Below are 26965 nucleotides of genomic sequence, written 5' to 3' on the forward strand. Positions count from 1 at the left end.
ACGCGCCGTTGTACGGGGCTTGTACGGGCCGGGTCGACGCTTCTGCCCAAGACATCGGACGTAGAACGAACTCGTAGGGAGTTTCCCCGTGAAGATCACCCGACTCGCGCAGGGCCTGCTGGCCGGGCTGCTGGGGTGCGCCGCCCTGGCGGTCCCGGCGGCTGTCGGCGCCGCCACCGCTCAGGCCGACGTGGCCAGCTCGGTGGTGTTCGCCAGGGGCACCGACAACCATGACTGTTACCGCATCCCCACCATCGTCAAGGCGAACAACGGCGACCTGCTCGCCTTCGCCGAGGGCCGCAACGACGGCGCCAGCTGGTGCAACGACCTCGGCAAGATCGACCTCGTGATGAAGCGCTCCACCGACGGCGGCAAGTCTTGGGGAGAGCTGAACACCGTCATCACCGCGTTCGGCGACGTGAAGGGCAACCCCGCGCCGATCGTCATCCCGGGCAGCAACCGGATCGTGCTGCTGTCGACCATGGAGTGCTTCACCAGTCCCGACTGCGGCCGGGTCCCGCGCGTGTCCATCAGCGACAACAACGGGGCCACGTGGAGCGCGCCGAAGACGCTGACCACGGAACTCGGCTTCTCGACCGCGCCGAAATGGCTGGCCACCGGACCGTCCCACGGGATCGTGCTCACGCGCGGCGCCCACGCCGGGCGGCTCGTCGCCGGGATGGGCTACTCGAACGTCGGCGCGCTGATCTACAGCGACGACAAGGGCAGCACCTGGCACCTCGGTGCCAAGGACCAGCCCTCGTCGAGCGCGATGAACCCGCAGGAAATCAGCGTCACCGAGCTGGCTGACGGCCGGATCTACACCGCCGCGCGCAACCACGCGAACAGCGGCAAGTGCGACAATGGTGGCACGCAGAACCACGCCTTCGCGATCAGTTCGGACGGCGGCGCGAGCTTCAGCCAGAAGTTCGCCTACACGACCGACCTGGTCGCCCCGGACGTGGAGGGCTCGACGGGCCGGATGAGCGCCACCGACACCGGCGGCAAGTACAACCGCCTCCTGTTCGCCGCGCCGTCCCTCTGCGACGACCGCAAGGAACTCCGGATCCACTCGTCGTTCGACGAGGGCGCCAACTGGACCGGCACCGCCGGCAGCTTGCTCGTGTGGGGCCAGGACGCGGCGTACTCGGACATGGTTCCGCTGTCCCAGTCGTCGACCGGAGTGATCTTCGAAGCGGGAACCGGGGGCGAATACCGCAACTCGATCCGCTACGCCACGATCACCGAAGCCGCGCTCGGCGCGCCGGCCTGCGGCGGCGGCTACACCGTGATCGAATCGCAGCCGCTCGGCACCGCGGGCACGGCTTACCTGTCCTACAACGCCGCCAACGGCAAGAACTGCGTCAGCACGATGAAGAGCGCGTCCGCCGGGACGGCCACCACGACCTCGGCCTACCTGGAGGTCAAGGGCTCGGCACGGGTCACGGACTCCGGCTCGTTCTCCTACTTCGCCGGACCGGTCTCGGCCGTCGCCGCGGACAAGTGCGTGAAGTGGGGCGGCTCGACCGGGGGCGAGTCGTTCAACAGCGAGTTCTCGCACTGCAGCTGAACGCGAAGGGTGGGACCCGCCCCCTGGCCGGGTCCCACCCTCTTCCCGGTGCCACCCGGCCCCCTCAGCCGGGTGGCACCGGCGGTTCAGAAGCCGGTGCAGGTGGCGACGGCTCCGGCGCCGGCCGCGGTCGCGGTCTTGGCCTCCTTGCCGTCGACGATCACCTTGCAGCTGACCGAACCGCCGTCGGGGCCGGCGGTCGCGGTGAACTGCGCCCCGGCGAGAAACCCGGTGGCTTCGACGGTCTTGGTCCACGGCACCGCGGCGCCGGCCTCGGTGTTGATCAGGATCGTGTTCCGGTCGAAGGTGCTGTAGTCGATGTCGACGGCCTTCGCGTCGCCACTCACCTGGTAGACGATGGTGTGGTGCGCGGTGGCCTCCTGGTTGACGTCGTTGATCGCCTTGCCGATCACCACCGTCCACAGGATGCACACGACGAGGCCCAGCAGCGACACGATGACGCCGGCGATCGCGAGCCCCTTGTTGGTCGCCTTCCCGGACCGCACTCTGGCGACGCCGACCGCCGACAGGATCAGGCCGAGCACCACCAGCGGCCAGGCGACCACGCCGACGATCGGGATCGGCGAAAACACCAGCCCGAGCAGGCCGAGGACGAACCCCGCCGTGCCGAGGCCGTTGCGGGGCGGCGCGGCCTGCGGGGCCGCGTGCTGCTGGAGCGGGGTGTAGTCGGTCATCGGGATTCCCTTTCGCCTCTGCTTGACGGCGAGAAGGAAACCAGCGGCGCGGCCCGGCCCGCGTCGTCCGCAGGCCTCGACCCGGTACGACGAAAGTCGTCACCGGCCGGGCGGTGAACGAGCGGAACGGCTGATGGGGCCGCGGTGGCCACCTCGTAGGCTGATCCCCATGGGACGGTCCGTGCTGGGCGTGGTGTGCACCGTGCTGGCAGTCGCCGCGAGCCTGGTGACGGGCATCGTGAATGTATCGCTGGAGATCAGCCTGCCGGGCACCGACGAACTGCACGTGACCGCCCCGGCGGTGCTCGGCTGGTTCCTCGGGGTCGGCGCGTCGATCCTGCTGGTGTGGCGATGGCAGTGGCCCCTGGTGGTGACGGGCATCGCCGTGGTGCCACCGTTGCTGCTGGTGTCCGACTCGCTGGCCGCGTTGATCGCCCTGGCCGCGCTCGCGACCCGCTTCACCGGCTGGTGGCGCTGGAGCGCGGCGGCGCTCGTGTTCGCCGCGACGGGGCTCGCGGTGTGGCGCGACGCGAGCCGGTACCAGGACTCGTCGCTGGCGGAGGCCTGGATCTCGACCGAGACGACCACCGCCAAGCTGATCGGCGTCGCCGTCACCGCGGCGGTCTACACGGCGGTTCCGCTCACCCTGGGGATCGTCCGGCACACGATCACCGAGAAACGCCGCCTGGCCGCCGAGGAGGCGACCCTGCGCGACCAGGTCGCACGCCGGGAAGAGCAGGCGCGGATCGCCCGCGAGATGCACGACGTCCTCGGGCACCGGCTGTCCCTGCTGTCCCTGCAGGCGGGCGCGCTGGAGGTCACCACCGCCACGACGCCGGACGCGGTGGAGGCGGCCAAAACGGTCCGGACCACCGCCCGGCAGTCGCTCGACGACCTGCGTCAGGTGATCGGCGTCCTGCGTGGCGCGGGCTTCGCCGACCGGGCGCCCGGCGGGCCCGCGGAGCCGCCCCAGCCGACCCTGGCCGACATCCCCGACCTGATCACCGGCGCCCGGCAGGCGGGCTTGCCGATCAACCTGACGATCCTGCTCGACCAGTCGTCGGCGGCCCCGGCCCCGCTGGGCACGGCGGCGTACCGGATCCTCCAGGAGGCCCTGACCAACGTCCTGCGGCACGCACCGGGGGCGACGGCGGAGGTGCTGGTGCGGGGCGGCCCGGGCGCGGGGCTGTCCGTCGAGGTGTTCAACCCGCTGCCGCCGCACCCGGTGCCGTCGCCGGGGTCGGGCACCGGCCTCACCGGCGTCAACGAGCGCATTTCCCTGCTCGGCGGCGCCCTCACCGCGGGCCCGGTCGACGAGCGGACGTTCGCGTTGCGGGCCTGGCTGCCGTGGGTGACAGCGGCGCCCTAGCATGGGCGGGTGAGCGTGCGCGTACTGCTCGTCGACGACGACCCGCTGGTCCGCACCGGACTGTCCATGATCCTGGGCAGCACGCCGGATCTGCGGGTGGTGGCCGAAGCGGGCGACGGCGACGAAGCGGTCCAGCAGGTCGCCCTGCACGCGCCGGACGTGGTGATCATGGACATCCGCATGCGCCGCATGAACGGGCTGGTGGCCACGGCGGCGGTGCTGGCCCAGCCCCGCCCGCCGAAGGTCCTGATCCTGACGACGTTCGATCTGGACGAGTACGTGTTCGAGGCACTGGCGGCGGGAGCGAGCGGCTTCCTGCTGAAGGAAGGCTCGCCGCAGGAGATCATCGAGGGCGTCCGGGTGGTCGCGAACGGCGACGCGATGTTGTCGCCGCGGACGACGAAGCAACTGATCGGCCAGTTCGTGGCGTCGCGGGCGAACCCGCGGCGGGGCCGGGCCCAGGCGAAACTGGAACTGCTCAGCGACCGGGAACGCGAGATCGTGACGGCGGTGGCGCAGGGGAAACCGAACGCGGCGATCGCGGCGGAGCTGTTCCTCAGCGAAGCGACGGTGAAGACGCACATCACGCGGACGTTCGCGAAGCTCGATGTGTCAAACCGGGTGCAGTTGACGATCTTCGCCTATGAAGCGGCGCTCGTGACGCCCTGAGCTACTTCGAACCGGCCGGGGCCGTCGCCACCGCGGACTCGCCGAACCTGATCCCCTTCGCCTCCTTCCCGATCGCCGTCAGCACCGCCACCGCGATCAACCCCGGCACCACCGTCCACACCAGAGCCGACGGGTACCCGTGGGACTCCGCGATCGCCTGCTGGATCGGCAGGTTCAACGCCGCCAGCAGGTTCCCCAGCTGGTACGTCACGCCCGGGTAGAAGCCGCGGATCGCGTCCGGGGACATCTCCGTCAGGTGCGCCGGGATCACGCCCCACGCCCCCTGCACCATGATCTGCATCAGGAAGGACCCCAGGGCCAGCATCCCCGCCCCGTGGTCGACCGCGAAGATCGGGACCACCGGCAACCCCAGCACCGCCGCCGCCACGATGGTCCGGCGGCGGCCCAGCCGCTCGGACAGCGTCCCGAATGTCAGGCCGCCGATGATGGCGCCGATGTTGTACAGCACCGCTATCCACGTGCTCGTCGCCGCGCTCAGGCCCGCGCCGCCGTTGTCGTGGGCCTTCAGGAAGCTCGGGTAGACGTCCTGGGTCCCGTGGCTCATCCAGTTGAACGCCGTCATCAGCAGGATGAGATACCCGAAGCGGCGGATCACCTTCGGGTTCAGCAGGATGTCCTTCACCGACGTCCGCGTCACCTTCAGCTTCTCGCGAGCCGTCTCCCACACCTCCGACTCGCGTACGCGCGCGCGGATCAGCAGGCTGATCAGCGCCGGGAAGATGCTCAGGACGAAGATCCACCGCCACTGCAGGTCGAGCGCCGAATGGAACAGCAGGTACGCCAGCGCCGCCAGCAGGTAGCCGATCGAATAGCCGACCTGCAGCAGGCCGGAGAAGAACCCGCGGCGTTCCGCGGGGATCTTCTCCATCGCCAGCGCCGCGCCCAGGCCCCACTCGCCGCCCATGCCGATGCCGTAGACGAACCGCAGCACCAGCAGCACCGTGTAGTTCGGGGCGAACGCGCACAGCAGGCCGGCCACCGAGTACAGCACGACATCGGCCATCAGCGGGATGCGGCGGCCGACCCGGTCGGCCCACAGGCCGAACAGGAGCGCGCCGACCGGGCGCATCACCAGCGTCGCCGTCGTGATGAACGCCAGTTGCGTGGCCGTCGCTCCGAACGAGGAGTCCTTCGCGATGTCGGCCAGCACGAAGACGACGAGGAAGTAGTCGAACGAGTCCATGCTCCAGCCGAGCAGCGCCGCGAGGAACGCGTTGCGCTGATCGGAAGTAAGCGCTTTCCGGTCCGTCACGTTCGCCCCGTTCCGTCGGTTTCCCACCGGAATACCTCAGGATCGGTCTAGCACCCACCACCCCCGACGGGCAAGAGGTCAGTGCGCGACGCGGGTGCGGACCCGGCGGCCGACGTCCCGGGCCCACGCCCTGATCCGGTCCCAGTCCCGGAAATCGCCGGCGCGCCGGCCCGACGCCAGCAGCTTCGGGATCAGGCCGCGCACGGTCGCCGGGTCCAGCCGGCCGCCGAAGGTGGCCGTGCGCTCCGCGTCGATGCGCGCGGCGAGCAGGGCCACGTTCGCCGGCAGGCTGACCTGGTGCGTGGCCGCGCCGGGGCCGCACGGTCCGCTGTGGAACAGCCACACCGGACGCTCGGCGAGCGCGCGGGCGTTGCGTTCCAGCAGCCGGACGGCTTCCGGCCGCCACCGGTGGTAGTACAGGGCACTGCCGATGACGACCGCGGCGTAGTGCTCGACGCCGGCCACGTCGGCGGCGTCGCGCACCTCGACGGTCAGGCCGGCTTCGCCGAGCTCGGCGGCGATGACCTCGGCGATCTGCCGGGTTCCGCCGTGACGCCCGGCGTAGGCGACGAGGACTGCGGTCATGGGCTCCATTGTCGGGCCTCACGGACGGGACTGCCCCGTGGGTTGCACACGATCCGCCGAACGGGCGCTTCCACGCTACTCTCCGCATTCCTCATGACGGCGGCAGGAACGCGGGTCGCTCCGAAGGGTCCGCTTCGTCGTAATAGCGGTGGAAGACCGCGGTCTGCGCACCGGACAACGGCGGCACGATCCAGCTCCACTCCGCCGGGCACCGGCGCCCGGCGCGCTCCTCGCGTTCCAGGTGGGACAGGAACCGGTGGGACTCGGTGTGGTGGTCGGCCATCGTGATGCCGGCCGCGTCGAAGGAGTGCTGCACCGCCAGCGTCACCTCCACCAGCGCGCGATCGCGCCACAGCGTGCGTTCGGACGCGGTGTCCAGGCCCATCAGCTCGGCGACGACCGGCAGCAGGTCGTAACGCCGCTCGTCGGCCAGGTTGCGCGCGCCGACCTCGGTGCCGAGGTACCAGCCGTTGAACGGCGCCGCCGGGTAGGTGACGCCGCCGATCTCCAGCGGCATGTTGCTGATCGCGGGCACGGCGTGCCAGCGCAGTCCCAGCCCGGCGAACCAGCGGTGGTCGGGGTGGGTCAGCGGGACCTCCAGGACGGCGTCCGGCGGCAGCGTGAACAGCCGCGGCTCGCCGGGCGCGGCCTCGATCAGCAGTGGCAGGACGTCGAAGGAACCTCTTCGTTCCGGCGGGCGCCAGCCGAGTCTTCGCACCTGCTCGGTGAACTCGGCGTACCGCGGGTCGCCGAGGACCGAGCCGTCCTCGAAGCGGTAGCCGGCGTAGCGGATGAGCTGTTCGTTGTGGATGCGCGGGCCCGGCGTGCCCGGGGTGTCCGGCGCGAACACGGTGACCGTCGGCCGGATCCGGCCGCCCCGGGTCGCCTGGCGGAGGTGGGCGACGCATTCGCCGGCGATCGCGGCGGGGTCGGTGACCCCGCGGCGGTCCCGGATCCGCAGGCTGCGCCAGTACAGCCGGCCGATGCAGCGCGCCGAGTTGCGCCACGCGACGCGCGCGCCGTACGCCAGTTCGGCCGGCGTGTGCCGATAGGTGCCGGTTTCCTGGATTTCCGCGCGCACCGCCGTCAGCCGCGTCTCGAACCGCTCACCTTCTTCCGCGGCGCCTTCGGCGAACATCCGGTCCAGGAATTCCTCCGCCTCCGCGGAATTGACGCTCTGCTCCTCCGAGACGCGCTGGGGACAGAGCGACAGCGAGGGCGTCACCCGCTCGGGTGTAACGGTCACCTCGGTTCCCCACTCTCCGAAATCGCGATCTGCAGCCCGACGAAAAGGTTCACCGTTCCTCCGAAGGTCGCCGACGACACTGCCGGCCGGAAGTCCCCCTGCCCTGGGAAATCCGGTCAGGCCGGGGAGGATACCCCACGTTCCACGAGGCAGGCTCCGCCACTCGGGAACAACGTCCCGGCGAACCCGGAATTCCGGCGAAAGCCGGGCGGGGGCCGAAAAAATAACTGCTACCAAGCGTTATTCGGACATGGCTCAGCGCATTTTTCGTCAATCGATCACTCCGGGCGGCGAAATCCGCGTGATCCTTTCCCGCGTGGCCACCTTCGTCTTTTCGTGGGCATTCGCCGAACGGCCTTCACCGAGGGCGGCCACCCGGGTACGCGCGCCCGCGTTAGAGTCGCGGTGATCAGCAGAGGAGGAGTTCAGTGAACGCCAGGCGCATCCCCGTGGTCCTCGTCGCCGGGTTCCTCGGCGCGGGCAAGACGACGCTGCTCAACCACCTGCTCGCCAACCGCGAGGGTGCCCGGGTCGGCGTCGTGGTCAACGACTTCGGCCAGGTGAACGTCGACGCGCTCGCCGTCGCGGGCCAGGTCGACACGATGGTCTCCCTCGGCAACGGCTGCCTCTGCTGCGCCGTCGACGCGAGCGGGCTGGACGCGATGCTCACGAAGCTCTCGAGCGCGGAGGCGGGCATCGACGTCATCGTCGTCGAAGCCAGCGGCATCGCCGAACCCCGCGACCTCATCCGGCTGATGATCGCCAGCGAGAACCCGGACATCCGCTACGGCGGGCTGGCCGAGGTCGTCGACGCCGCGGAGTTCGAAGCCGCCCGCGAACGCCACCCCGAACTGGCCGACCACCTGCGGCTGGCCGACCTCGTGGTGCTGAACAAGGCCGACCGGGTGCCCGCCGAGGCGCTCGCGAAGCTCGCCGCGACCGTCGAAGAGCTGGCGCCGGGCCGGCCGCTGCTGGTCACCGAGCACGGCCGGGTCGACCCGCGGCTGTTCTTCGACCCGGAACCCCGCGGCGAACGGGCCGGCCAGCTGTCGTTCGACGACCTGCGCGAGGACGACCACGACCACTCGCGGCACCTGCACGCCGAGTACCAGACGGTCACCTTCACCGCCGGGACCCCGCTCGCGCCGCGCGCCTTCGTCGAGTTCCTCGAGCGGCGGCCGGCCGGGCTCTACCGGATGAAGGGGCAGGCCGACTTCGGCCCCACCGGCCCGAAGTCGCGCTTCCACCTGCACACCGTCGGCGGGTTCGTGCAGCTGGACCGATCCGCCTGGCCGCCGGGCGAGCCGCGGCGGACCGAGCTGGTACTGATCGGCGCCGGCATCGACACCGACGCCGTGCTCGCCGACCTGGGCCGCTGCCTCGCCGAAGACCCGGACACCGTGGACGAACGCGGCCTGTTGCACGTCCTGCGCTACCTGCCCGACCAGGCCTGACCGCCCCGCCACGCCGAAGATCGGCAAATGCGGTCCGGTCCCGGCCACCGCGACGGACACTGACCGCCATGACGACCACCGCGGTGAGCGCACCACGCTGGTACCTGGTCGGCGCGCTGCCCGAAGACATCCCCCTGGCCCACCTGATGACCCGCTCCGGCGACCTCCGCTACCGGCGTTCGGCCTGCGGGGCGCGGGAGTCCCGCAGCTGGAAGCCGGTGGACCTGACCACAGCGGAGCTCACGCCGTGCCCGGCGTGCGTCGCGACGCTGTCCGGCGTCGGCGCGGACCGCGGCCAGCTCACCCTCGACCTGGAGGTCTAGGCGGTCAACGTTCGCGCCAACCGCTTCGCCGTCTCGAACGGCTGCGAGCTCTGCGCGACGACCGAGGTGACCGCGGCGCCCTCCAGCAGGAGCATCAGCTCGTCGGCCAAGGCGTCGGCACGCCCGGGTTCGCCGGTCCTCAGCTGCGCCCGCAGATAGCCGTGCAACGCGGTCTTGTGGTGGCGGACCACCTCGCGGACCGGATCGGCGGGGTCGGGGAACTCCGAGGTCGCGTTCAGGAAGGCGCAGCCGCGGTAGCCGTCGCGCGAAACCCAGGCTTCATAGGCGTCGAAGACCGCCGGCACCCGCTCTCGTGGATCGGGGTGCGCGACGGTGATCCGGTCGATCTCCTCCTGCCACCGCCGGTCGCGTTCCCGCAGGTACGCGACGACGAGCCCGCTCTTCGAACCGAAGTTGCCGTAGAGGGCCGCCTTCGTCACCCCCGCCTCGGCCGCCACCGTGTCGACGCCGACGGCGTGGATGCCGTCGCGGTAGAACAACGTCGACGCGGCTTTGAGCACCTTCGCGCCCGCATCCCCGGGACGGGTCCGGCCCACAGCAGTCCTCCGAACAGGTTGGTATCACCACCTAACTGCGGTGACCCTACCATCGCTTGACACAAGACAGACCTGTCTGTTCAGTGGCGGTGATGGCGACACAGACGAAGACGGACCGCTGGTGGTCCACGGCCGCGGTCGGCGCGGTCGTGATCGCCCTCTGCTACGGGTTCGCGCGCTACGCGTATGGGCCGTTCGTGCCCCGGTTCAGTGAGACGTTCGGACTGACAACGGTCGGCGTCGGCGTACTCGGCGGCCTCTCCACCGCGGGATACGGCCTCGGGCTGCTGCTCGCGCCGAGAACGTCGGCGCGGTCGGCGCGCGGCACCGTGCTGCTGGCCGCGGCGTCGGCGGCGCTCGGACTCGGCCTCATGGCGTCGGCTCCGCACGTCGTGGTGTTCGGCGCCGGGATCGCCGTCGCGGGCGCCGGCGCGGGACTCGTGTCGCCGGGCGTCGCCCAGCTCATCGGCGAGACGGTCGGAGCGCGCACTCGCGACCGGGCGCAGACCTGGGCCAACACCGGGACCGGCCTGGGGCTGGCCGCGTCGGCGTTCACTCCCCTGCTGGCCTTCGGCTGGCCGGTGATCTGGGCGGCGTTCGCCGCCCTCGGCGTGGCGGTGACGCTCGGTGCGTGGCGGACGTTGCCGCGGTCACCCGGCGTCCCGGCGGCCGCCGGTCCCGTCCGCGGGATGGTCCCGCTCGTGGTCAACTCCGTCCTCATCGGCGTGACCAGCGCGCCGTACTGGACGTTCGCCACCTCCCGGCTCGCCGAAACCGGGCTGAGCCCGGTGGCCGCGACCTGGTGCTGGGCCGCGATCGGCGTGGCCGGGTTGCTCGGCGGCCTCGCGGGACGGGCGGCCGGGCGCGCGGGCCTGCGGACGGTCAACCTTGCGACGTGGACACTCGCGGCCGCGGGCATCGCCCTCCTCGCGCTACCCGAGCCGGGGGTACCCGTCGCCCTGCTTTCCAGCGCCCTGTTCGGCAGCACCTACATGGCGCTGACCGGGCTGTGCATCCTGTGGGCGGCGCGCCTATTCCCCGAACGGCCCGCGCGGGGCATCACCTGGTCGTTCGCCGGGCTCGGCGCGGGCCAGACCGTGGCCTCACCCCTGGCCGGCGCGGTGGCCGCGGGCATCGGCTCCGGGGCGGTGTTCGGCCTGGCCGCGCTGGTGGCGCTCGCGGCGTGGAGCCAGCTCCACGTCCGTCTTGCGCCGCCACCGCGGTGACGCCGCTGGGGGCGCAGGCGGCGTCAGCTCGCCGTTACGCCTTCTTCGCGCGGCTCGGTGCCACCCGCGGCGGTTCGTTGGGCATCTTCGGGTACACCGGCGGCCACGGCGCGTCCATCAACCCGGCCGCCATGTCGCGTCCGGACATCTCGAGCAGCGGCTCGATCGACTGCGGCCGCTCCCCCGCGCCGGCCCACGGATCGCCTCGCTCCGCGACCCGCGCGGGCACCGTGCTCAGCGTCAGCGTGCCGGGCTCGACGGTGTCCAGCTCGTCCCAGCCGATCGGCGTGGACACCTGGCCGCCGGTGCGCGGGCGCACGCACCACGCGCCGAACACCGTTTTGTGCGGGGCGTTCTGGTTGAAGTCGACGAACACGCGGCTGCCGCGTTCTTCCTTCCACCACTGCGCGGTGATCTTGTCGGGGTGACGGCGTTCGAGCGCCCGCGCCAGCGCGACCGCGGCCGCCCGCACCTGGAAGCCGTCCCAGCGCGGCTCGAGCTGCACGTACAGGTGCAGCCCGCGCGAGCCCGACGTCTTCAGGCGGCCCTCGATGCCGTGCTCGGCCAGGAACTCCCTGGTCAGCACCGCGGCTTCGCGCAGTTCGTCGAAGCCGATGCCGGGCGACGGGTCGAGGTCGACGCGGAGTTCGTCGGTGACCTCGGGCGTGTCGGCGAGGTAGGGCCAGACGTGGAAGCCGAGGCAGCCGAGGTTCACCGCCCAGAGGATGTGGGCGAGGTCCTTGGCCACCAGCGCGTCGCTCGTCGTGCCGTTCGGCGTCGAGACGACGGTGGTGGTCAGCCACGGCGGCGCGCCTTTCGGGACGCGCTTCTGGTACCAGTTCTTGCCGCCGGCGCCGTCCGGGTAGCGCTCCAGCAGCAGCGGGCGGCCGCCGAGCCGGGCCAGCAGCGGCCCGGACACCGCCCGGTAGTACTCGACGAGGTCGAGCTTCGTCTCGCCGCGGTCCGGGAAGTAGACCTTGTCCGGACTGCTGATCTTGACCTCGACGCCGTCGACGTCGAGCAGGACCGCCCCGCTCATCGTGCCTCCCCGAACAGCTTCGCGAGCTCGGCCGGCGGCGCCTCGTCGAGCTGGGCGTACGTGCAGGACTCCGGCGTGCGGTCGGGGCGGAAGCGGACCAGCCGACCGCCGTGCCGGAACCGGCCGCCCTGCAGGTGCTCGTAGCGGACCTCCGCCACCCACTCCGGGCGCAGCGGCTCCCACGAGAGGTCCTTCTGCGGCGCCCACCGGCTGTTGACGCCCGGTTGCCGCCCCGGCTCGGGCTCGTACTCGGCCCAGGACCGCCACGGGTGGTTCTCGAGCGCGTTCTCGCGCAGCGGCGCCAGTTCTTCGACCAGCTCGACCCGCCGGGCCTTGGTGAAACTGCTGGCCACCCCGACGTGGTGCAGGACGCCCTCGTCGTCGAACAGGCCGAGCAGCAGCGAACCGACGCCCACGCCGTCCTTGTGCCAGCGGAACCCGGTGACCACGCAGTCGGCCGTGCGCTCGTGCTTGACCTTCAGCATGACGCGCTTGTCCTGCTCGTACGGCAGGTCACCGGGCTTGGCCATGACGCCGTCGAAGCCCGCGCCCTCGAACCGGGTGAACCAGTCCTCGGCCTGTGCCGGGTCCTCGCTCAGCGGGGTCAGGTGGACGCGCTGCAGCCCCTCGGCGGTCGTGGAGAGCACGCTTTCGAGCAGCTTGCGCCGCTCGCGGAAGGGCTGCTCGGTGAGATCGGTGTCGCCCAGGGCGAGCAGGTCGAAGGCGATGAAGCTGGCCGGTGTCTCCTCGGCGAGCTTGCGCACGCGCGAAGCCGCCGGATGCAGCCGCAGTTGCAGCACCTCGAAGTCGAGCCCCTGTGGCGTGACCAGCACGATCTCGCCGTCGACGACGCACCGGGGCGGCAACGCGGCGGCCAGCAGCTCCACCAGCTCCGGGAAGTAGCGGGTCAGTGGGCGGTCGTTGCGGGAGCCGAGCTCGATCTCGTCGCCGTCGCGGAAGACGACGCAGCGGAAGCCGTCCCACTTGGGTTCGTACAGCAGCCCCGGTGCACGAGGTACCTCGTGCACCGCTTTCGCGAGCATCGGCCGCACCGGCGGCATGACGGGCAAGTCCACGACCGAGAGCTTAAAACACGGGTACGACAATTCTCGGCGAAAGACAGATCTGGGCGTGATACACACTCCTTCGTGACCACCGAACGCCCCGCACCGCCCCTCACCGGCGGCGAGCGCGAAATGCTGCGCACCTTCCTCGACTTCCACCGCGCCACCCTCGCGATGAAGTGCGACGGACTGTCCGACGAGGACCTCCGCCGCGCCTCGAGCCCGCCGTCCACCCTGTCGCTGCTCGGCCTGGTCCGGCACATGGCCGAGGTCGAGCGCACCTGGTTCCGGCGGGTGATCAACGCCGAGGACGTCCCGCTGCGGTGGTCGTCCGAAGGGGACTTCCAGGCCGCCTACGACGCGAGTTCGTCGACGCGCGCCGAAGCTTTCGAAGCGTGGCAGGCCGAGGTCGAGCAGTCGCGCAAGATCGAAGAGGCGGCGGAGTCCCTGGACGTCACCGGGCACCAGCCGCGCTGGGGCGAGGACGTCTCGCTGCGGCTGGTGATGCTGCACATGATCCACGAGTACGCCCGGCACAACGGCCACGCGGACTTCCTGCGCGAGGCCATCGACGGCGTCACGGGAGCCTGATGGACGTGCTCGCCTGGCTGCGCGACGCCGATCCGGCCCTCCGCTGGCAGGTGGAGCGCGACCTGGCGGGCGAACCGTCCTCGGTTTGGGAAGCGACGCGCGCGCGGATCGCCACCGAAGGGTTCGGTGCGCGGCTCCTCGGCCTTCAGGACCCCGACGGCCGATGGGCGGGCGGCGCGTTCTTCCCGGCGGGCTTCCGCGGGGACGAGGACCAGCCGTGGACGGCGACGACGTGGTCGTTGAACGCCCTGCGCGAATGGGGCCTCGACGGCGCCGTCCTGCGCGGCACGGCCGAGCGGCTCGCCCGGAACTGCCGCTGGGAGTACGACGACCTGCCGTACTGGGACGGCGAAGTCGACTGCTGCATCAACGCCTGGACCCTGGCCAACGGGGTGTGGCTCGGCGCGGACGTCACCGGCATCGCCGAGTGGTTCGCCGGGCACCGGCTCCCCGACGGCGGCTGGAACTGCGCGTGGGTCGAGGGCTCGACGCGTTCGTCGGTCCACTCGACGCTCAACGCGCTGAAGGGCCTGCTGGCCTGGGAAACCGCGACGGGCGGCACCCCGGCGTCCCGGGCGGCACGGCTCTCGGGCGAGGAGTACCTGCTGGAGCGCGGGCTGTTGCGCCGCCTGTCGACGGGCGAGCCGATCGGCTCGTGGGTGCGCGAGTTCGGCTACCCGTTCCGCTGGCGCTACGACGTGCTCAACGCGGCGTCCTACTTCCGTGACGCCGGCCGCCCGGACGAGCGGCTGGCCGAGGCGATCGCGCTGATCCGCGACGCCCGGCAGCCCGACGGGACGTGGCTGCAGGTACGGACGGATGCCGGCCGGGTGTGGTTCGACGTGGACGTCCCGGCCGGGCAGCCGTCGAAGTGGCTGACGCTCCACGCCACCCGGGTCCTGAACTGGTGGGACGCCCGCTAAAGCTCCGCCAGTACGAGCCCGCTGCGCGGCTTCGGCGTGAAGTACGTGGCCTTCCGCGGCATCCGGCGGCCGGACGCGTGCACGGCGAGGACGTCCGCGTAGCTCACCGGCGCCAGCAGCACCACCGCGTCCGCGTCCGGCGGCAGCGGGCGCCCCGCCGGGAGCGGGCGGACGCACGGCCCGTCCGGATCGACGCCGAGTGCGTGGGCGAACAGGACCTGCTCCACGAGCTCGTGGTCGATCACCGGCCAGGGTCCCTCCCGGGCCGGGAGCGGCACCCGCAGCACGACCGCGCCGGCGCGCACCACGGCCTCGCCGGTCACCGGCACCGCGTGCTCGTCGTAGCGGACGTCCAGCCCGGCCGCGCACCAGCGCGTCACCAGGTCCTCCGGGCCGAAGCCGGTGCCGGTGAGGACGCGGTGGATCGCGCCGATCTCCAGGGCCGGTCCCGCGGTGACCAGGGCGAGCAGTGCGCCGTGGCCGGCCGCCGCCGCGGCGGCCACGCGGTGGTTGCCGTCGGCGACCAGCAGGTCCGTGCCGGCCACCGCGGCCAGCAACCGGCGCTGCAGTGGTCCTTCGGGCACCACCCACAGGTCGTGCCGCCGCCCGGCCGCGTCCGAAGTGGACAGATCGGGCAGGCCGAGGCCCGCGCAGGCCTGCTCGACCTGCTCGGTCAGCTCCGGGCCGCCGGCGGCCGGGACGAGCAGCGCCGCGCTCGTCGCGCAGCCCAGGCCGGCGAGCACCGCGGCCCGCTCGGCGACGACATCGGGGTAGACGTCTTCGGTGTGGCGGACACGCGCGGCGCCGTCGTCGGCCACCGCCGCCGGGTCGACGAGGCAGAGCAGCCCGAGCGCGATGCCGTCGGGCCCTTCCACCCGGTAGGGCGCGACGATGTTCCGCACCGGCCGGTAGAACCGCTTGCGGAGCCGTTCGAGCACGGCGCGCGCGACCGGGACGGCGGCCGTCAGGTCCAGGCCCCGCGCCAGGGCGGCCGGCGTGCGCGCGGGGTGCTGCACGGCCAGCAGGCTGTCCGCGGCACCGGACGCGGCCAGCGCGGCGATCACCCGCTCGGGCTCGGCGAACTCGTCGACGTCGGGGCCGGGGACCGCGTCGCGGACCACCCAGCCACGCCCGATCGGCCGGATCCAGTCGCTCATCCTGACCATCTTGCGCCACGGGCACCGGGAAATTCGCTGGGGCCGGTGCCGCCGGGATGGAATGCTTAGGACTGCAAAGTAGTTGACCCCGGTCATGACCGTTTCGAGGAGCACCCCGCCGATGACGACACCCGCCGCCACGCCGGGGGTCGGCTTCCGGTCCGAACGCGGCCCGGTGCTGATCGCGGTCATGCTCAGCACGGCGCTGGTCGCGCTGGACAGCACGATCATCGCGACCGCCGTCCCGTCGGTGGTGCGCGACCTCGGCGGGTTCGCGCAGTTCCCGTGGCTGTTCTCGATCTACCTGCTCACCCAGGCCGTCACAGTGCCGCTGTATGGCAAGTTCGCCGACGTCCTCGGCCGGCGGCCGGTGATGTTCTTCGGCATCGCGGCGTTCCTGGTCGGTTCGGTCCTGTGCGGCGTGGCGTGGAGCATGCCGGTGCTGATCGCCGCCCGCGCGGTCCAGGGCATCGGCGCCGGCGCGATCCAGCCGATGTCGATGACGGTGATCGGCGACCTGTACACGGTGGAGGAACGCGCGCGGGTCCAGGGCTACGTGGCCAGCGTCTGGGGCGTGGCTTCGGTGATCGGCCCGACACTCGGCGGCGTGTTCGCCGAGTACCTGGACTGGCGCTGGATCTTCTTCATCAACCTGCCGCTGGGCGCGATCGCCGCGCTGATGCTGTTCCGCGGCTTCCGCGAGCGCGTGGAGCGCAAGCCGCACAAGGTCGACTACCTGGGCGCGAGCCTGCTCACCATCGGCTGTTCCCTGATCATCCTCGGCCTGCTCGAGGGCGGCGTCGCGTGGGCGTGGGGTTCGGTGCCGAGCGTGGCGATCTTCGTCTCCGGCGCGGTGCTGCTGGCGGCGTTCGTGCTGGTGGAGAAGCGCGCGGCGGAGCCGGTGCTGCCGCTGTGGGTGTTCACCCGGCGGGTCCTGGTCGGCGGCAACCTGGTGGCGGTGGTGGTCGGCGCGGTCCTGATGGGACTGACGTCGTACCTGCCGACGTACGCGCAGGGCGTCCTCGGCGCGGGAGCGCTGGTGGCGGGCTTCGCGGTGGCGGCGTTGACCGTGGGCTGGCCGATTTCGGCGTCCCTGGCGGGCAAGATCTACCTGCGCATCGGTTTCCGCGACACGGCACTGATCGGCAGTGTGTTCATCATCGCGGGCGGCGTCCTGGTGGCGCTCTTGGGCGCGGGTTCGTCGCTTTGGGCGGCGGCTTTTGCGGCGTTCGTCCTGGGGATCGGGCTGGGGCTGGCGGCGAGCCCGACGCTGGTGGCGATCCAGTCGGTGGTGGGCTGGGACCGCCGGGGCGTGGTGACGGCGACGAACCTGTTCAGCCGGTCGCTGGGCAGCGCGGTCGGAGCGGCGGTGTTCGGGGCGATCGCGAACGCGACGCTGGCTTCGCGGTTCGCTTCTCCGCCGCCGGAGGTCGGGCCCCTGCCGCCTTCGGTGGACGCGACGAGCCTGGTGCTGGGCGGGCACGCGGACGATTCGCCGGCAGCGGTGTTCGTGCGCGGGGCGTTGGCGGATGCGACGCACTATGTTTTCCTGGGGTTGCTGGCGGTGGCCGTGTTGTCCGTTGGGGCACTGCTGCTGATGCCGCGGAAGACCGAGCAACTGGAGTTCTGACTGGCCACGGAGAACTTCCTGCTGATCACCTCGGTCGGGGTTCGGCGGCAACTGACCGTCCCGGCCGGGCCGGTGAACCGTCCGTCAGGATCAGGAACCACCGGCAACCAGGAAGGCCCGACCTTGTCCGTCGCCGAACTCCCGCCGTACCGGGCCCTGCTGGTGGTCGACACCAAGGGGTTCGGCAGCAATCCCGACGCCACCCAGGCGATGCTGTCCGCCGCCATCCCCGATGTGCTCTCCCAGGCCTTCACCCGCGCCGGGCTGCGGGAAGTCTGGGAAACCGCACTGTTCCCGCATGGCACCGGTGACGGCTACGGCCTGGGCTTCGACCCGCGGTTCCTGCCCGCCGTGGTCACCCGGTTCTTCGACGAACTCCAGGCGGTGCTCGCCGAGCGGGACGCGCGGCTGCGGTCGGTCGCGCGGTCGGTGCGCCTGCGGATGCGGGCCAGCCTGAACGTCGGCCCGATCCTCGAGCCGGCGCCGGGCACGACCTCGGCGGCCGCGATCGGCAGCGCCGTGATCACCACGCACCGGCTGCTCGACGCCGCCCCGGTGCGTGCGGTGCTGGAGCGGTCCGACCCCGATGAGACGTTCCTCGCGGTGGCGCTGTCCCAGCGGGTCTTCGAGGACGTGCTGGCCAGCGGGTACGCCGAACTGCCCGAGTCGAAGGTGGTGCCGGCGGACGTCCGGATCAAGGAGTACGGCGGCACCGTTTACCTCTACATCCCGAACCCGAGCGGGGACCTGCTGCGGCACGGCGCCGGCGGCGCCTACGAGAAGGAGCTGGCCGTGGCCAAGGCGAAGATCGAGCCGCCGGGGCCGGGCAGCACGACGAACACCATCAGCGGAACGGTGAGCGGGACCGCGATCCAGGTCGGCCAGGTGCACGGCAATCTCAGCCAGAGCTAGTTCTGCAGCGGCACCAGTTCCGCCTGGAACCTCTCCAGGAAGCCGTCGAAATCGGCGTGCGCCGGCCGGATCACGAACTTCGAAAGCCCGGCCTCGATGTGCTGCTCCACCAGCCGCCGGGCTTCCGGCCAGCTCGTCGCCACGAGATCTTCCAGCGGGGCGTCCGGGCGACGCCGGGCCGCCGCCGCCGCGAGTTCGTCCGGGATCCCCTGGTCCGCGACCGCCAGGCTGAGTCCGAAGTGGTCCTCCTCGATCTCGCGGCCCGCCTCCGCCGCGGCCTGCTGGATCGCGATCCGGGCGTCGCGGGCCTGCGACGGTGTCTGGAAACTGCCCAGCCAGCCGTCCGCGAGGCGGCCCGTCCGGCGCAGGGCGGCCGGGGCGGATCCGCCGAGCCAGACGTCGAGCCGTTTCTGCGGGCGCGGGCCGAGGCGGACACCGTCGACCTGGAAGAACTCGCCGTGGAAGGAGACCTCGTCCTCCTCCAGGAGGCGGCGCAGCAGCACCAGCGATTCGTCGAACACCGCGGCGCGGCGGCCCGCCGGTACCGGGAACAGATCGGCTTCGGCCGCGCGGGCCGGGCGGAGGCCGAACACCGGCAGGACCCGCTTGGGCGCGAGCCCGGCCAGGGTGCGCAGTTGCTTGGCCACCAGCACCGGGTGCCGGCCCGGCAGGATCGCGACGCCGGTGCCGACCTTGAGCTTCGACGTCCGGGCCAGCGCGTGTGCCATGCCGATCATCGGGTCGACTTCGGGCGAGTAGACCAGCTCGGACAGCCACAGCGAGTCGACGCCGGCGTCTTCCAGCCTGGTCGCGAGCCCGGCGAACTCCGCCGGCCCGGTTCCGGCCGCGGGCGCGACGCCCAGCCTGATCTTCAGCAAGGTTCCTCCCGGAGGTTCTCCGGGAGCAACGCGCCGGGCGGCCGGGAATTCCTCAGGCGGTCGCGTCGATGACCCGGATCAGCACGCCGTGCAAGGCTTCCAGCTCCGAGACGTCCATGCCCAGCGTCTCGACCACCTTGTACGGGATCTTCTCCGCCTCCGCCCGCAGCGCCCGGCCCTGCCCGGTCAGCTCGACCGTCAGCCGGCGTTCGTCCGAGCGGCTGCGGGTGCGCGTCACGTACCCGAGCGCCTCCAGCCGTTTGAGCAGCGGTGACAGCGTCGCGGGTTCGTGCCGCAGGGCCGCGCCGAGGTCCTTCACCGACCGGGGCGACCGCTCCCACAACGCCAACATCACCAGGTACTGCGGATGGGTCAGGCCGTACGGCTCGAGCAGCGGCCGGTAGATCGCGATCACGCTGCGCGAAGCCACCGACAGCGCGAAGCACACCTGCCGGTCCAGCTTCAGGGGGTCCTCACCCAGGTCGATCATGTCCCGATCCTACTGTGTCGTCGATCGCGCTAATGATTAGTGCACTAAGCATTAGTGTACTATCAGAGTCATGGAACGACCGAGTGTGCTCCGCTGGTTCGGTTACGCCGTGGGCGTGCGGCTCCCCGAGCGCTACAACGACTGGGCGTTGCACGATGCGACGTCGAAGCACTGGCGAGCCCGGTACGTGCTCCAGCGGTCGGTCGGCATCGCGCCGCTGTGTGCCGTCTGGCTGCTGCTTCCCGGCTCGATCTGGCTGCGGCTCTCGCTGGTCCTGATGGCCGCCCTGGTCGCGTACTTCTACTCGTGCGCGTACATGGAAGAGAGTGTCGAGCACCGGCTCGGCCGGCAGGGCTTCTCGCACAACAGCGGACGCCGCCTCCGCGCCGAGGCCGCCGAAGTGAAGAACGCCGAGGTCACCGCCCGCTACCTCGCGCGCTACCGGACGCCGTCGGAGGGTTAGCTGTGCCGATGGCTGCCAATCCGACCACAGCCACGGCCGAATGGCTTCGTAGCAAGGGTTACGTTCGCCGTGGGGGTCGGCCTACTTTTGGCCGGATCGGCAGTTACAGTCGGGGGACGATGAGACGCAAGCTCCGCCCGCCGATCCCGCCCCGCCACGGCCTCGACCCCGCCCGGCTCAAGCTGCCCGCCGACGGCGATTGGCCCACCTTGCTGGCACACCTCGTCGACCGGCTGCCGCGCGTCGCACCCGATCGCATCGAGCAGATGCTGCGCGAAGAGCGGATCCACGGCACCGACGGCCCGCTCGGCGTCGACACGCCGTACGCGCCCGGCTCGTTCATCTGGTTCCACCGCGACCTCCCCGACGAGGTGCCGGTGCCCTTCGCGATCGACGTCGTGCACCGCGACGAGCACCTGCTCGTCGTCGACAAGCCGCACTTCCTGGCGACCATCCCGCGCGGGCAGCACATCCTGGAGACGGCGCTCGTGCGGCTGCGCCGCGACCTCGACCTGCCGCACCTCTCCCCCGCACACCGGCTGGACCGCGTCACCGCGGGGCTGGTGATGTTCGTGATCACCCCCGAACTGCGCGGCAAGTACCAGACGCTGTTCCGCGACCGCCGGGTGCACAAGGAGTACGAGGCGATCGCGCCGTACGACCCGGCTCTTACGCTCCCCCGGACTGTCCGCAGCCGGATCGTGAAGGAACGCGGGGTGCTCGCCGCCCAGGAGATACCCGGCGAACCGAACGCCGAGACCTACGTCGACCTGCTGGAGCACCGCGACGGGCTGGGCCGGTACCGGCTGGCCCCGTCGACCGGCCGGACCCACCAGCTGCGCGTGCACCTGAGCGGCCTCGGTGTCCCCATCCTCGGCGACGACTTCTACCCGGTGCTGCGCGAGAAACCCCTGGGCGACTTCACGAAACCACTGCAGCTGCTGGCCAAGGTGCTCGACTTCGACGACCCGCTGACCGGCGCGCACCGCCGGTTCACCAGCGCGCGGCGGCTGGCCGCCTGGGACGACCCCGAGGCCTGGGCGGCGCCTCCGGCGTGACCCGGGGACGCCGCCGCGGGCTTCACTTGTGCCAGAACCTGATGCCGCTCCACTCCACCGTGATCGGCCCCTTGCCGCTCGCGGTGCGGTAGCTGCCGAACTTGTCGTAGTAGCTGCCGCCGGGACTCGAAACCGAGTCCTTCTGCGAGCCGTTGATGTACACCTTGTGCGTGCTGCCGACCTGGTTGATCGTGTTCACCCGGACGCTCGTGCCCACGGTCGCGCCGGTGGCGATCGTCTCCCCGCCGTGCACGGCGTAGAGCCGGCCGCCCTTCTCCACCGCCAGCATGAAGTACGGCCCCGCGTCCGAGCCGTCCCGGAAGGTCTGCTTGAGGCTGATCCGGGAGCCGGTCATGCTGGTGATCTTGAAGGAGCCTTCGAACTGGTGGGTGCCGCCGGTGTAGGTGGTGTAGCGGCGTTCCGCGCGCTGGTCGCCGCTGCCGGTCGAGCAGGTGAGCTTGAACGTCAACCCGGAGATGTCACCGCACCCCCGCTCCTGCTCCGAGTAGCCCGGCGAGTCCGCGATCCACGGACCCGTCCCGACCTGGGCGTCCGCCACCGGGGTGAGCACCGCGAGCCCCAGCGCCGCCGCCGCGAGCACGCCCGCACCGTGAAGTCTGCGCACCGTCAACCTCCTGTGTCACTCGAGGCGGCGGTGGCTCGGATAAAGGTCCAGACCTTTATCCGGCGTGCCAGTGACTGTACGAGCCCGCGCGGCCACGGGCAAGACCCACTTTCCGGCCGTGCGGTGTGTCGGAAGTTTCCGCGGCCGCCGTGTCGAATCCGGCTTGCCCCGTTCGACAGACTTGCAGAAGCAAGATCGACCACCGAGGAGCACCGCATGCGCACCCTGATCTCCACCTCGTTCGTTTCGCTCGACGGTGTCGTCGAGGCCCCCGGCGGCGAGCCGGGCTACCGCAACGCGGGCTGGACGTTCAAGGACATCGAGTTCGACCCCCGCCGCCTACGCGATCAAGGGCAGCGAGCAGGAAGAAGCCACCGCACTGCTGCTGGGCCGGGTCAGCTACGAGGCGTTCGCGCCGGCCTGGCCGGGCATGACCGTCGAGTTCGCCGGGTACAACGCGATGCCGAAGTACGTCGTGTCGACCACCCTCGGCGAGGCGGACCTGGTGGACAACTGGGGCAAGACGACCATCCTGCGTTCGCTGGACGAGGTCGCGGCCCTGAAGGAGACCGAGGGCGGGCCGATCATCGTCAACGGCAGCGCCACCCTGAACCGCGCGTTGGCCGACGCGGGCCTGATCGACCGCTACCACCTGCTGGTCTTCCCGGTCCTGCTCGGCGCCGGCAAGCGGCTGTTCGGCGAGACCGACAAGGACAAGCAGAGCCTGAAGCTCGTCGAGAGCGAGGCCTACGGCAACGGGGTCCAGAAGCTCGTCTACGACGTCGCGCACTGACCACCGGCGGGGCTCGGCCGGCATTCGCGATGTTTCACGTAGAACATCTGTTCGAACATCGTGTACGGTCGGACCCATGACGACCCCGGCCCTGCAGGCATCGCTGTTCGGCGAGTCCGGCCCCGTCACGCTGCACACCCTGGCGCCCCGCCGGACCGAACTCGGCGCCGGCGCATGGGTCGATGTGCAGCCGGGCTGGCTCGCCGGCGCCGACGAGGTGTTCACCGACCTCGCCACCGGCGTCCCGTGGCAGGCGGAACGGCGGAAGATGTACGACCGGGTCGTCGACGTTCCGCGGCTGCTGTGCTTCTACCGGGAGGAGGCGCCTCTCCCCCACCCCGTGCTGGCGGAGGCCCGCGCCGCGCTGAGCGAGCACTACGCCGGCGAACTCGGCGAGCCGTTCCGCACGGCGGGCCTGTGCTACTACCGCGACGGCCGGGACAGCGTCGCGTGGCACGGCGACACCATCGGCCGCGGCAGCACCGAGGACACGATGGTCGCGATCCTCTCGGTGGGCACGGCACGCCAGCTGGCCCTGCGTCCCCACGGCGGCGGCGAGTCGCACCGCTACGCGCTCGGCCACGGCGACCTGATCGTGATGGGCGGCTCGTGCCAGCGCACGTGGGAACACGCGGTTCCGAAGACGACCCGGGCGGCCGGGCCGCGGATCAGCATCCAGTTCCGGCCCCGCGGAGTCCGCTGAGCTCAGTCCACCAGCACCGGCAGCTCGTCCAGACCGTACACAATGGACACCTGACGGAAGGACAGCTTCTCCTCGGGCACCGCGAGCCGCAGGTTCGGGAAGCGGCTGATCAGCGCCGGGTACGCCGTGCGCAGCTCCATCCGGGCCAGCTCCGCGCCGATGCAGCGGTGGATGCCGTAGCTGAACGCCAGGTGCGACGTCGGGTCGCGGGTCGCGTCGAACGTCTCCATGTCCGGGCCCAGCTTCGGGTCGCGGTCGGCCGCCGACAGCGACACCAGCACGATGTCGCCCTCGGCGATGCGCACGCCGCCGATCTCCATGTCCTCCTTGGCGAACCGGGGGAACGCCATCTGCACCACGGTCAGGTAGCGCAGCAGCTCCTCGACGAAGCGGTGCACGGACTCGTCGTCGCCGCGGACGGCGTCCATCGCCTTCTCGTCGCGCAGCAGCACCAGCGCGCCGAGCGCCAGCATGCTCGCCGTGGTCTCCAGGCCGCCGGTGAGCACGCCGTCGGCCAGGCCGGCCAGCTCGCGGTCGTCGATCTCGTCGCCGTGTTCCTTGATCAGCATGCCGAGCAGGCCGTCGCCGGGCTGTTCGCGCTGCTTCTTGACGATGTCGAGCAGGTAGGTCAGCGACTCCGACATCGCGCCGAGCGAGGCGCCCGCGCCGCCGAAGAGGTCGAAGCGGGCGGTGCTCAGCCGCTGGAAGTCCTCGCGGTCCTCATAGGACACACCGAGCAGCTCGCAGATGGTCAGCGACGGGATCGGCAGCGCGAACGCCTGCCACAGGTCGACCGGGCCGTCGGCCGCGGCCATCGCGTCGAGCTGCTCGGCGACGATCTCGTCGATGCGCGGGGCCAGCCTGTTCAGCCGGCGCATGGTGAACTCCGGCGTGAGCAGCTTCCGCAGCCGCGTGTGCACCGGCGGGTCCGCGAAGCCGAGCCCGCCGGGGTTCTGGTCGGCGGTGACGCCGGCGTTGCCGACGAGGTTGCCGAAGTCGCTGGAGAACCCGGTGGCCTTCCCGAGGACCGCCTTCGCCTCGTCGTAGCCGGTGACGAGCCAGGCGTTCATCCCGAACGGCAGGTCGAGCTTGCCGATCGGCGCCTCACTCCGTTGCGCGGCCATCGCGGGGACCGGGTCGAGACCCTCCCGCCGCAGCGGCAGCAACGCCGAATCGGGCAGGAGGGACGACATCTTTTCGAGGTCGAAGCCCTTTTTCGACTGCCGGGCGAGGTAGCGCCGGCCGACCCAGCCCAGAACTCGTGAGCGGAGACTCCCCATGGGACCGACAGTACCGTACTAGCCCGATCGGGTGACGGGGAGCGAGACGGGGTTCACCCCGGCCTGCGGCCAGCAGGTAGGCCTGCGGCGTCTTCTCGGGCGGCCGCGGCGCCCGGACCAGCCGCGCTTCCACGACCAGCCCGGCGGCGGCGCACAGTTCGGCGACGAAGTCCGGCTGCAACCGGTACGCGTCCAGGGAAACGTCGTGGCCGTAGCCGTGGGCGACGTGGCGGCGCTCGTCGCCGACCTGGAACGCCGTCAGCAGCCGGCCGCCCGGCGCCAGCACCCGCGCCAGCTCCGCCACCACCGGCGGCAGTTCCTCCGGCGGGGTGTGGATCAGCGAATACCACGCCAGGACACCCGCCAGGCCGCCGTCGGCCAAGTCCAGGGCGGCCAGCGAACCGACCTCGAAGCGCAGCCCGGGGTGCGCCCGGCGGGCCACCTCGACCATGCCGGGCGAGAGGTCCACGCCGAACACCTCCAGCCCGAGCGAGGCCAGGTACCCGGTCGGCCGGCCCGGGCCGCAGCCGAGATCACCGACCGGACCGCTTCCCCCGACCAGTTCGGCGAACGTGCCCAGCATCGCCCGGTCCCACGGACTGTCGTCCAGGTGATCCCGCGACTGCTCGGCGTAGGAGTCGGCGACGGTGTCGTAGGCGATCCGGGTCTCGGTGACGAAGGCGGGTTCGGTCATGGGCCGGACCCTATCCGCGGCCACCGACAATTCGGTTCTCGGTGATCAGCCCGTGCTCGGTCGCGACGTAGTGGAAGTACGGCCGGCCCACGTCGTCCGAGCCGGTGAACAGCGTCTTCGAGCGGCCGTCGGCCTCGGTGTTCACGCCGTTCGTGCGGGCCAGCACGCCGGCCGAGGCCAGCCACTCACGCGACGCGCGCACCGGTCGCCAGTTCCGGCCGTCGCCGGTCAGGTCGCCGAGGATCTTCGTCATGTCCACCGAGCCGGAGATCCGCAGGTTCTGGTCGTCGGTGATGGTGGCGGTCGCGTCGGTGGTCAGGGGGTAGGACCAGGTGTGCCGGGCCGCCGACCGGACTCGCCCGTCCACTGTGGACACCGATGTCTGCTGCCCGGCGTCGGCCTGCACGACGTGCTGGGTGAAGCCGCCGCCGGTGACGTCGTCGCTGTTGCGGTAGTCGCGGGTGCGCTCGACGCGCGTGTACACCCGGCCGGCGGAGGTGTCGACGTAGCCGGCCGTGACGTCGTCGCGCTTCGCGGTGACCGTGACGTTCACGCCGCCGGAGATGTCCTTGACCGTCGTCTGCCGGGCCGGCGCGGCGGCGACGTCGTGCCGGGTGAGGGCGCCGGACGTCCGCGCGGCGTTTTTGTCGGTGTAGAGCAGTAGCGTCGGGACGACGGTGAATTCGCCGCCGATGTCCGGGAAGGAGAAGGAGAGGTCATGGGTACCGCCGTCGACGAGGCGCCCCGCGAAGGGCGTGACGTCGTAGGTCTCGGCGTGCAGGCTGAAGGTGTCGATCGCGACGACCGGCCGCCACAGCTGCGGCACGATCCCGCCGGAGTAGATGTGCGGGAAGGTGAACGCGCTCCCGGCGGGGGTTCCGTCGATCGCGAAGTTCGCCTCGCGGTAGGGGCCCTTCCCGCAGAGCCCGGCCGCCGGGTACTTCGCGGCCACCTCGTCAGGGACGTCGTCGAACCACTGCTCGTCGCAGGCGTGGCCCTCCAGCGTCACCTCGAGGTAGGCGCGGGTGATGTTGCGTGGCAGGCCTTGCGCGGTGAAGTACACGGTGGGCGCGGCGGGCGTCGCGTCGGCGTGCCCGAACCCGGCGACGTGGCCGGGCGTCTCGGGCGCCGGGTGCGTGCGGTCGGCCTGGTAGTAGGTGAGCGTCACGGTCTGGGCGTAGACGCCGGTGTAGACCGAGGAGGTGTAGTTCTCGACACCGCCGTGGAAGGGCTGCGGGGTCCGCAGCAGCGCGGTGTAGGGCGTGAGGTCCTTGTCGAAGTGGTAGGTGATCGCGCGGCGGCCCTCGCCGCTGGGCTCCTCGGTCGTGCCCCACCAGACTTCGGTACCGCCGATCTTCAGGTCACCGATCCGGTCGTACTGCCGCCCGCTCACGGTGACGGTCTGATCCATGACGACCTTCGCCCACGGCCCCGGGCAGGCCTTCGGCGGCGCGAGGGTGCCTTCGTAGTACTGCGGGCTGCCGTCGGCGGCGTTGGAGCGGAAGCCGTCGGCGAGCGTGACGCTGCAGTGCGGCGTGTCCGGCCGCGTGACGCCGGGCGCGGCGGTGACGGGATTGTCGGTATCGCCTTCCACCACCGGCGAAGCCGAGGCGACCCCGGGGAGGAGCAGCAGGGACGAAAGGACCGCACCGATCAACACCAGTCGATTCCGCACGCGGCCACCCTATCCCTGCGGGT

26 protein-coding genes and 2 pseudogenes are annotated in these 26965 nt (G+C 71.4%); 14 read left to right on the top strand and 14 right to left on the bottom strand.

What is annotated here, in order from left to right; translation table 11 throughout:
* The first annotated feature begins 88 nt into the window (after nucleotides 1-88).
* Nucleotides 89-1570 (top strand): sialidase family protein, encoded by a 1482-nt coding sequence (locus tag ACLJQF_RS23560; RefSeq protein WP_410611639.1) that lies wholly within the window; start codon nucleotides 89-91, stop codon nucleotides 1568-1570.
* A gap of 86 nt (nucleotides 1571-1656) precedes the next feature.
* Here the strand turns inward: ACLJQF_RS23560 and ACLJQF_RS23565 are convergent, their stop codons facing one another.
* Nucleotides 1657-2265: an MmpS family transport accessory protein gene (locus ACLJQF_RS23565; RefSeq protein WP_410611640.1), complete on the bottom strand. Its 609-nt coding sequence runs from the start codon at nucleotides 2263-2265 to the stop codon at nucleotides 1657-1659.
* A 169-nt stretch (nucleotides 2266-2434) separates the two neighbouring features.
* Between ACLJQF_RS23565 and ACLJQF_RS23570 the strand changes: the two genes are divergently transcribed.
* On the top strand, nucleotides 2435-3634 hold the full coding sequence (locus tag ACLJQF_RS23570; RefSeq protein WP_410611641.1) for a sensor histidine kinase: 1200 nt from the start codon (nucleotides 2435-2437) through the stop codon (nucleotides 3632-3634).
* A gap of 9 nt (nucleotides 3635-3643) precedes the next feature.
* Entirely contained in the window at nucleotides 3644-4303 is a 660-nt protein-coding gene (locus tag ACLJQF_RS23575) for a response regulator (protein ID WP_410611642.1), read from the top strand.
* A 1-nt stretch (nucleotide 4304) separates the two neighbouring features.
* Here the strand turns inward: ACLJQF_RS23575 and ACLJQF_RS23580 are convergent, their stop codons facing one another.
* From ACLJQF_RS23580 to ACLJQF_RS23590, 3 genes are all read right to left on the bottom strand, one after another.
* Nucleotides 4305-5576, bottom strand: coding sequence for an MFS transporter (locus ACLJQF_RS23580; RefSeq protein ID WP_410611644.1), 1272 nt, complete (start codon nucleotides 5574-5576; stop codon nucleotides 4305-4307).
* Nucleotides 5577-5654: 78 nt separating this feature from the next.
* A complete protein-coding gene (locus ACLJQF_RS23585) occupies nucleotides 5655-6161 on the bottom strand; it encodes a flavodoxin domain-containing protein (RefSeq protein ID WP_410611646.1) in 507 nt (168 codons plus the stop codon).
* Nucleotides 6162-6252: 91 nt separating this feature from the next.
* Complete coding sequence (locus ACLJQF_RS23590; RefSeq protein ID WP_410611850.1) at nucleotides 6253-7386, bottom strand: nitric oxide synthase oxygenase; 1134 nt, start codon at nucleotides 7384-7386, stop codon at nucleotides 6253-6255.
* A 449-nt stretch (nucleotides 7387-7835) separates the two neighbouring features.
* Between ACLJQF_RS23590 and ACLJQF_RS23595 the strand changes: the two genes are divergently transcribed.
* Entirely contained in the window at nucleotides 7836-8861 is a 1026-nt protein-coding gene (locus tag ACLJQF_RS23595; protein ID WP_410611647.1) for a CobW family GTP-binding protein, read from the top strand.
* A 68-nt stretch (nucleotides 8862-8929) separates the two neighbouring features.
* Nucleotides 8930-9184: a hypothetical protein gene (locus ACLJQF_RS23600; protein WP_410611648.1), complete on the top strand. Its 255-nt coding sequence runs from the start codon at nucleotides 8930-8932 to the stop codon at nucleotides 9182-9184.
* Here the strand turns inward: ACLJQF_RS23600 and ACLJQF_RS23605 are convergent.
* Nucleotides 9181-9741, bottom strand: a complete 561-nt coding sequence (locus tag ACLJQF_RS23605; RefSeq protein ID WP_410611649.1) for a TetR/AcrR family transcriptional regulator — start codon at nucleotides 9739-9741, stop codon at nucleotides 9181-9183. The genes ACLJQF_RS23600 and ACLJQF_RS23605 overlap by 4 nt on opposite strands.
* A 92-nt stretch (nucleotides 9742-9833) precedes the next feature.
* Here ACLJQF_RS23605 and ACLJQF_RS23610 point away from each other — a divergent pair, with 92 nt between their 5' ends.
* Nucleotides 9834-10967, top strand: coding sequence for an MFS transporter (locus tag ACLJQF_RS23610; protein WP_410611650.1), 1134 nt, complete (start codon nucleotides 9834-9836; stop codon nucleotides 10965-10967).
* 34 nt (nucleotides 10968-11001) lie between these two features.
* Here ACLJQF_RS23610 and ligD read toward each other — a convergent pair whose 3' ends face one another.
* Complete coding sequence (gene ligD / locus ACLJQF_RS23615; protein ID WP_410611651.1) at nucleotides 11002-12006, bottom strand: non-homologous end-joining DNA ligase; 1005 nt, start codon at nucleotides 12004-12006, stop codon at nucleotides 11002-11004.
* Nucleotides 12003-13082, bottom strand: coding sequence for an ATP-dependent DNA ligase (locus ACLJQF_RS23620; protein WP_410611652.1), 1080 nt, complete (start codon nucleotides 13080-13082; stop codon nucleotides 12003-12005). The genes ligD and ACLJQF_RS23620 overlap by 4 nt, the downstream gene beginning before the upstream one ends.
* Nucleotides 13083-13154: 72 nt before the next feature.
* Here ACLJQF_RS23620 and ACLJQF_RS23625 point away from each other — a divergent pair, with 72 nt between their 5' ends.
* Both ACLJQF_RS23625 and ACLJQF_RS23630 read left to right on the top strand, forming a co-directional pair.
* Nucleotides 13155-13661: a DinB family protein gene (locus tag ACLJQF_RS23625; RefSeq protein WP_410611654.1), complete on the top strand. Its 507-nt coding sequence runs from the start codon at nucleotides 13155-13157 to the stop codon at nucleotides 13659-13661.
* Entirely contained in the window at nucleotides 13661-14584 is a 924-nt protein-coding gene (locus ACLJQF_RS23630) for a squalene cyclase (protein WP_410611656.1), read from the top strand. The genes ACLJQF_RS23625 and ACLJQF_RS23630 overlap by 1 nt, the downstream gene beginning before the upstream one ends.
* On the opposite strand, the gene ACLJQF_RS23635 is transcribed toward ACLJQF_RS23630, so the two are convergent.
* Nucleotides 14581-15741, bottom strand: coding sequence for a DUF1015 family protein (locus tag ACLJQF_RS23635; protein WP_410611657.1), 1161 nt, complete (start codon nucleotides 15739-15741; stop codon nucleotides 14581-14583). The two genes, ACLJQF_RS23630 and ACLJQF_RS23635, sit on opposite strands and share 4 nt — an antisense overlap.
* 121 nt (nucleotides 15742-15862) lie before the next feature.
* On the opposite strand from ACLJQF_RS23635, the gene ACLJQF_RS23640 reads away from it, so the two are divergent.
* On the top strand, nucleotides 15863-17371 hold the full coding sequence (locus ACLJQF_RS23640; protein WP_410611659.1) for an MDR family MFS transporter: 1509 nt from the start codon (nucleotides 15863-15865) through the stop codon (nucleotides 17369-17371).
* Nucleotides 17372-17494: 123 nt separating this feature from the next.
* Nucleotides 17495-18283, top strand: coding sequence for a hypothetical protein (locus ACLJQF_RS23645; RefSeq protein ID WP_410611661.1), 789 nt, complete (start codon nucleotides 17495-17497; stop codon nucleotides 18281-18283).
* On the opposite strand, the gene ACLJQF_RS23650 is transcribed toward ACLJQF_RS23645, so the two are convergent.
* Together ACLJQF_RS23650 and ACLJQF_RS23655 are read right to left on the bottom strand one after the other, a co-directional pair.
* The gene (locus ACLJQF_RS23650) at nucleotides 18280-19161 is read right to left on the bottom strand and encodes a TIGR03854 family LLM class F420-dependent oxidoreductase (RefSeq protein WP_410611662.1); all 882 of its coding nucleotides are present in this window, start codon (nucleotides 19159-19161) and stop codon (nucleotides 18280-18282) included. The two genes, ACLJQF_RS23645 and ACLJQF_RS23650, sit on opposite strands and share 4 nt — an antisense overlap.
* A gap of 52 nt (nucleotides 19162-19213) precedes the next feature.
* Entirely contained in the window at nucleotides 19214-19651 is a 438-nt protein-coding gene (locus ACLJQF_RS23655; RefSeq protein WP_410611663.1) for a MarR family winged helix-turn-helix transcriptional regulator, read from the bottom strand.
* A 70-nt stretch (nucleotides 19652-19721) separates the two neighbouring features.
* Between ACLJQF_RS23655 and ACLJQF_RS23660 the strand changes: the two genes are divergently transcribed.
* On the top strand, nucleotides 19722-20114 hold the full coding sequence (locus tag ACLJQF_RS23660; RefSeq protein ID WP_410611664.1) for a DUF5313 domain-containing protein: 393 nt from the start codon (nucleotides 19722-19724) through the stop codon (nucleotides 20112-20114).
* A gap of 119 nt (nucleotides 20115-20233) precedes the next feature.
* Nucleotides 20234-21172, top strand: a complete 939-nt coding sequence (locus ACLJQF_RS23665; protein WP_410611665.1) for an RluA family pseudouridine synthase — start codon at nucleotides 20234-20236, stop codon at nucleotides 21170-21172.
* Nucleotides 21173-21194: 22 nt separating this feature from the next.
* Here the strand turns inward: ACLJQF_RS23665 and ACLJQF_RS23670 are convergent, their stop codons facing one another.
* Nucleotides 21195-21773 (bottom strand): hypothetical protein, encoded by a 579-nt coding sequence (locus tag ACLJQF_RS23670; RefSeq protein ID WP_410611851.1) that lies wholly within the window; start codon nucleotides 21771-21773, stop codon nucleotides 21195-21197.
* Nucleotides 21774-22013: 240 nt separating this feature from the next.
* Between ACLJQF_RS23670 and ACLJQF_RS23675 the strand changes: the two are divergent.
* Both ACLJQF_RS23675 and ACLJQF_RS23680 read left to right on the top strand, forming a co-directional pair.
* A pseudogene (locus ACLJQF_RS23675) lies at nucleotides 22014-22590 on the top strand (dihydrofolate reductase family protein).
* Between the two features lie 76 nt (nucleotides 22591-22666).
* Nucleotides 22667-23293: an alpha-ketoglutarate-dependent dioxygenase AlkB gene (locus ACLJQF_RS23680; RefSeq protein WP_410611667.1), complete on the top strand. Its 627-nt coding sequence runs from the start codon at nucleotides 22667-22669 to the stop codon at nucleotides 23291-23293.
* Between the two features lie 2 nt (nucleotides 23294-23295).
* Here the strand turns inward: ACLJQF_RS23680 and ACLJQF_RS23685 are convergent, their stop codons facing one another.
* The 3 genes and pseudogenes from ACLJQF_RS23685 to ACLJQF_RS23695 form a co-directional block, all read right to left on the bottom strand.
* Nucleotides 23296-24573 carry a cytochrome P450 gene (locus ACLJQF_RS23685; RefSeq protein ID WP_410611669.1) on the bottom strand — a complete coding sequence of 426 codons (1278 nt, stop codon included), beginning with the start codon at nucleotides 24571-24573 and terminating at the stop codon, nucleotides 23296-23298.
* Between the two features lie 55 nt (nucleotides 24574-24628).
* Nucleotides 24629-25267, bottom strand: a pseudogene (locus tag ACLJQF_RS23690) (class I SAM-dependent DNA methyltransferase); the annotation flags it as partial.
* A 10-nt stretch (nucleotides 25268-25277) separates the two neighbouring features.
* Nucleotides 25278-26927, bottom strand: a complete 1650-nt coding sequence (locus tag ACLJQF_RS23695; RefSeq protein WP_410611853.1) for a peptide-N4-asparagine amidase — start codon at nucleotides 26925-26927, stop codon at nucleotides 25278-25280.
* Nucleotides 26928-26965: the final 38 nt, after the last annotated feature.

The sequence above is a fragment of the Amycolatopsis sp. lyj-109 genome, assembly GCF_046548995.1.
Lineage (GTDB): Bacteria > Actinomycetota > Actinomycetes > Mycobacteriales > Pseudonocardiaceae > Amycolatopsis.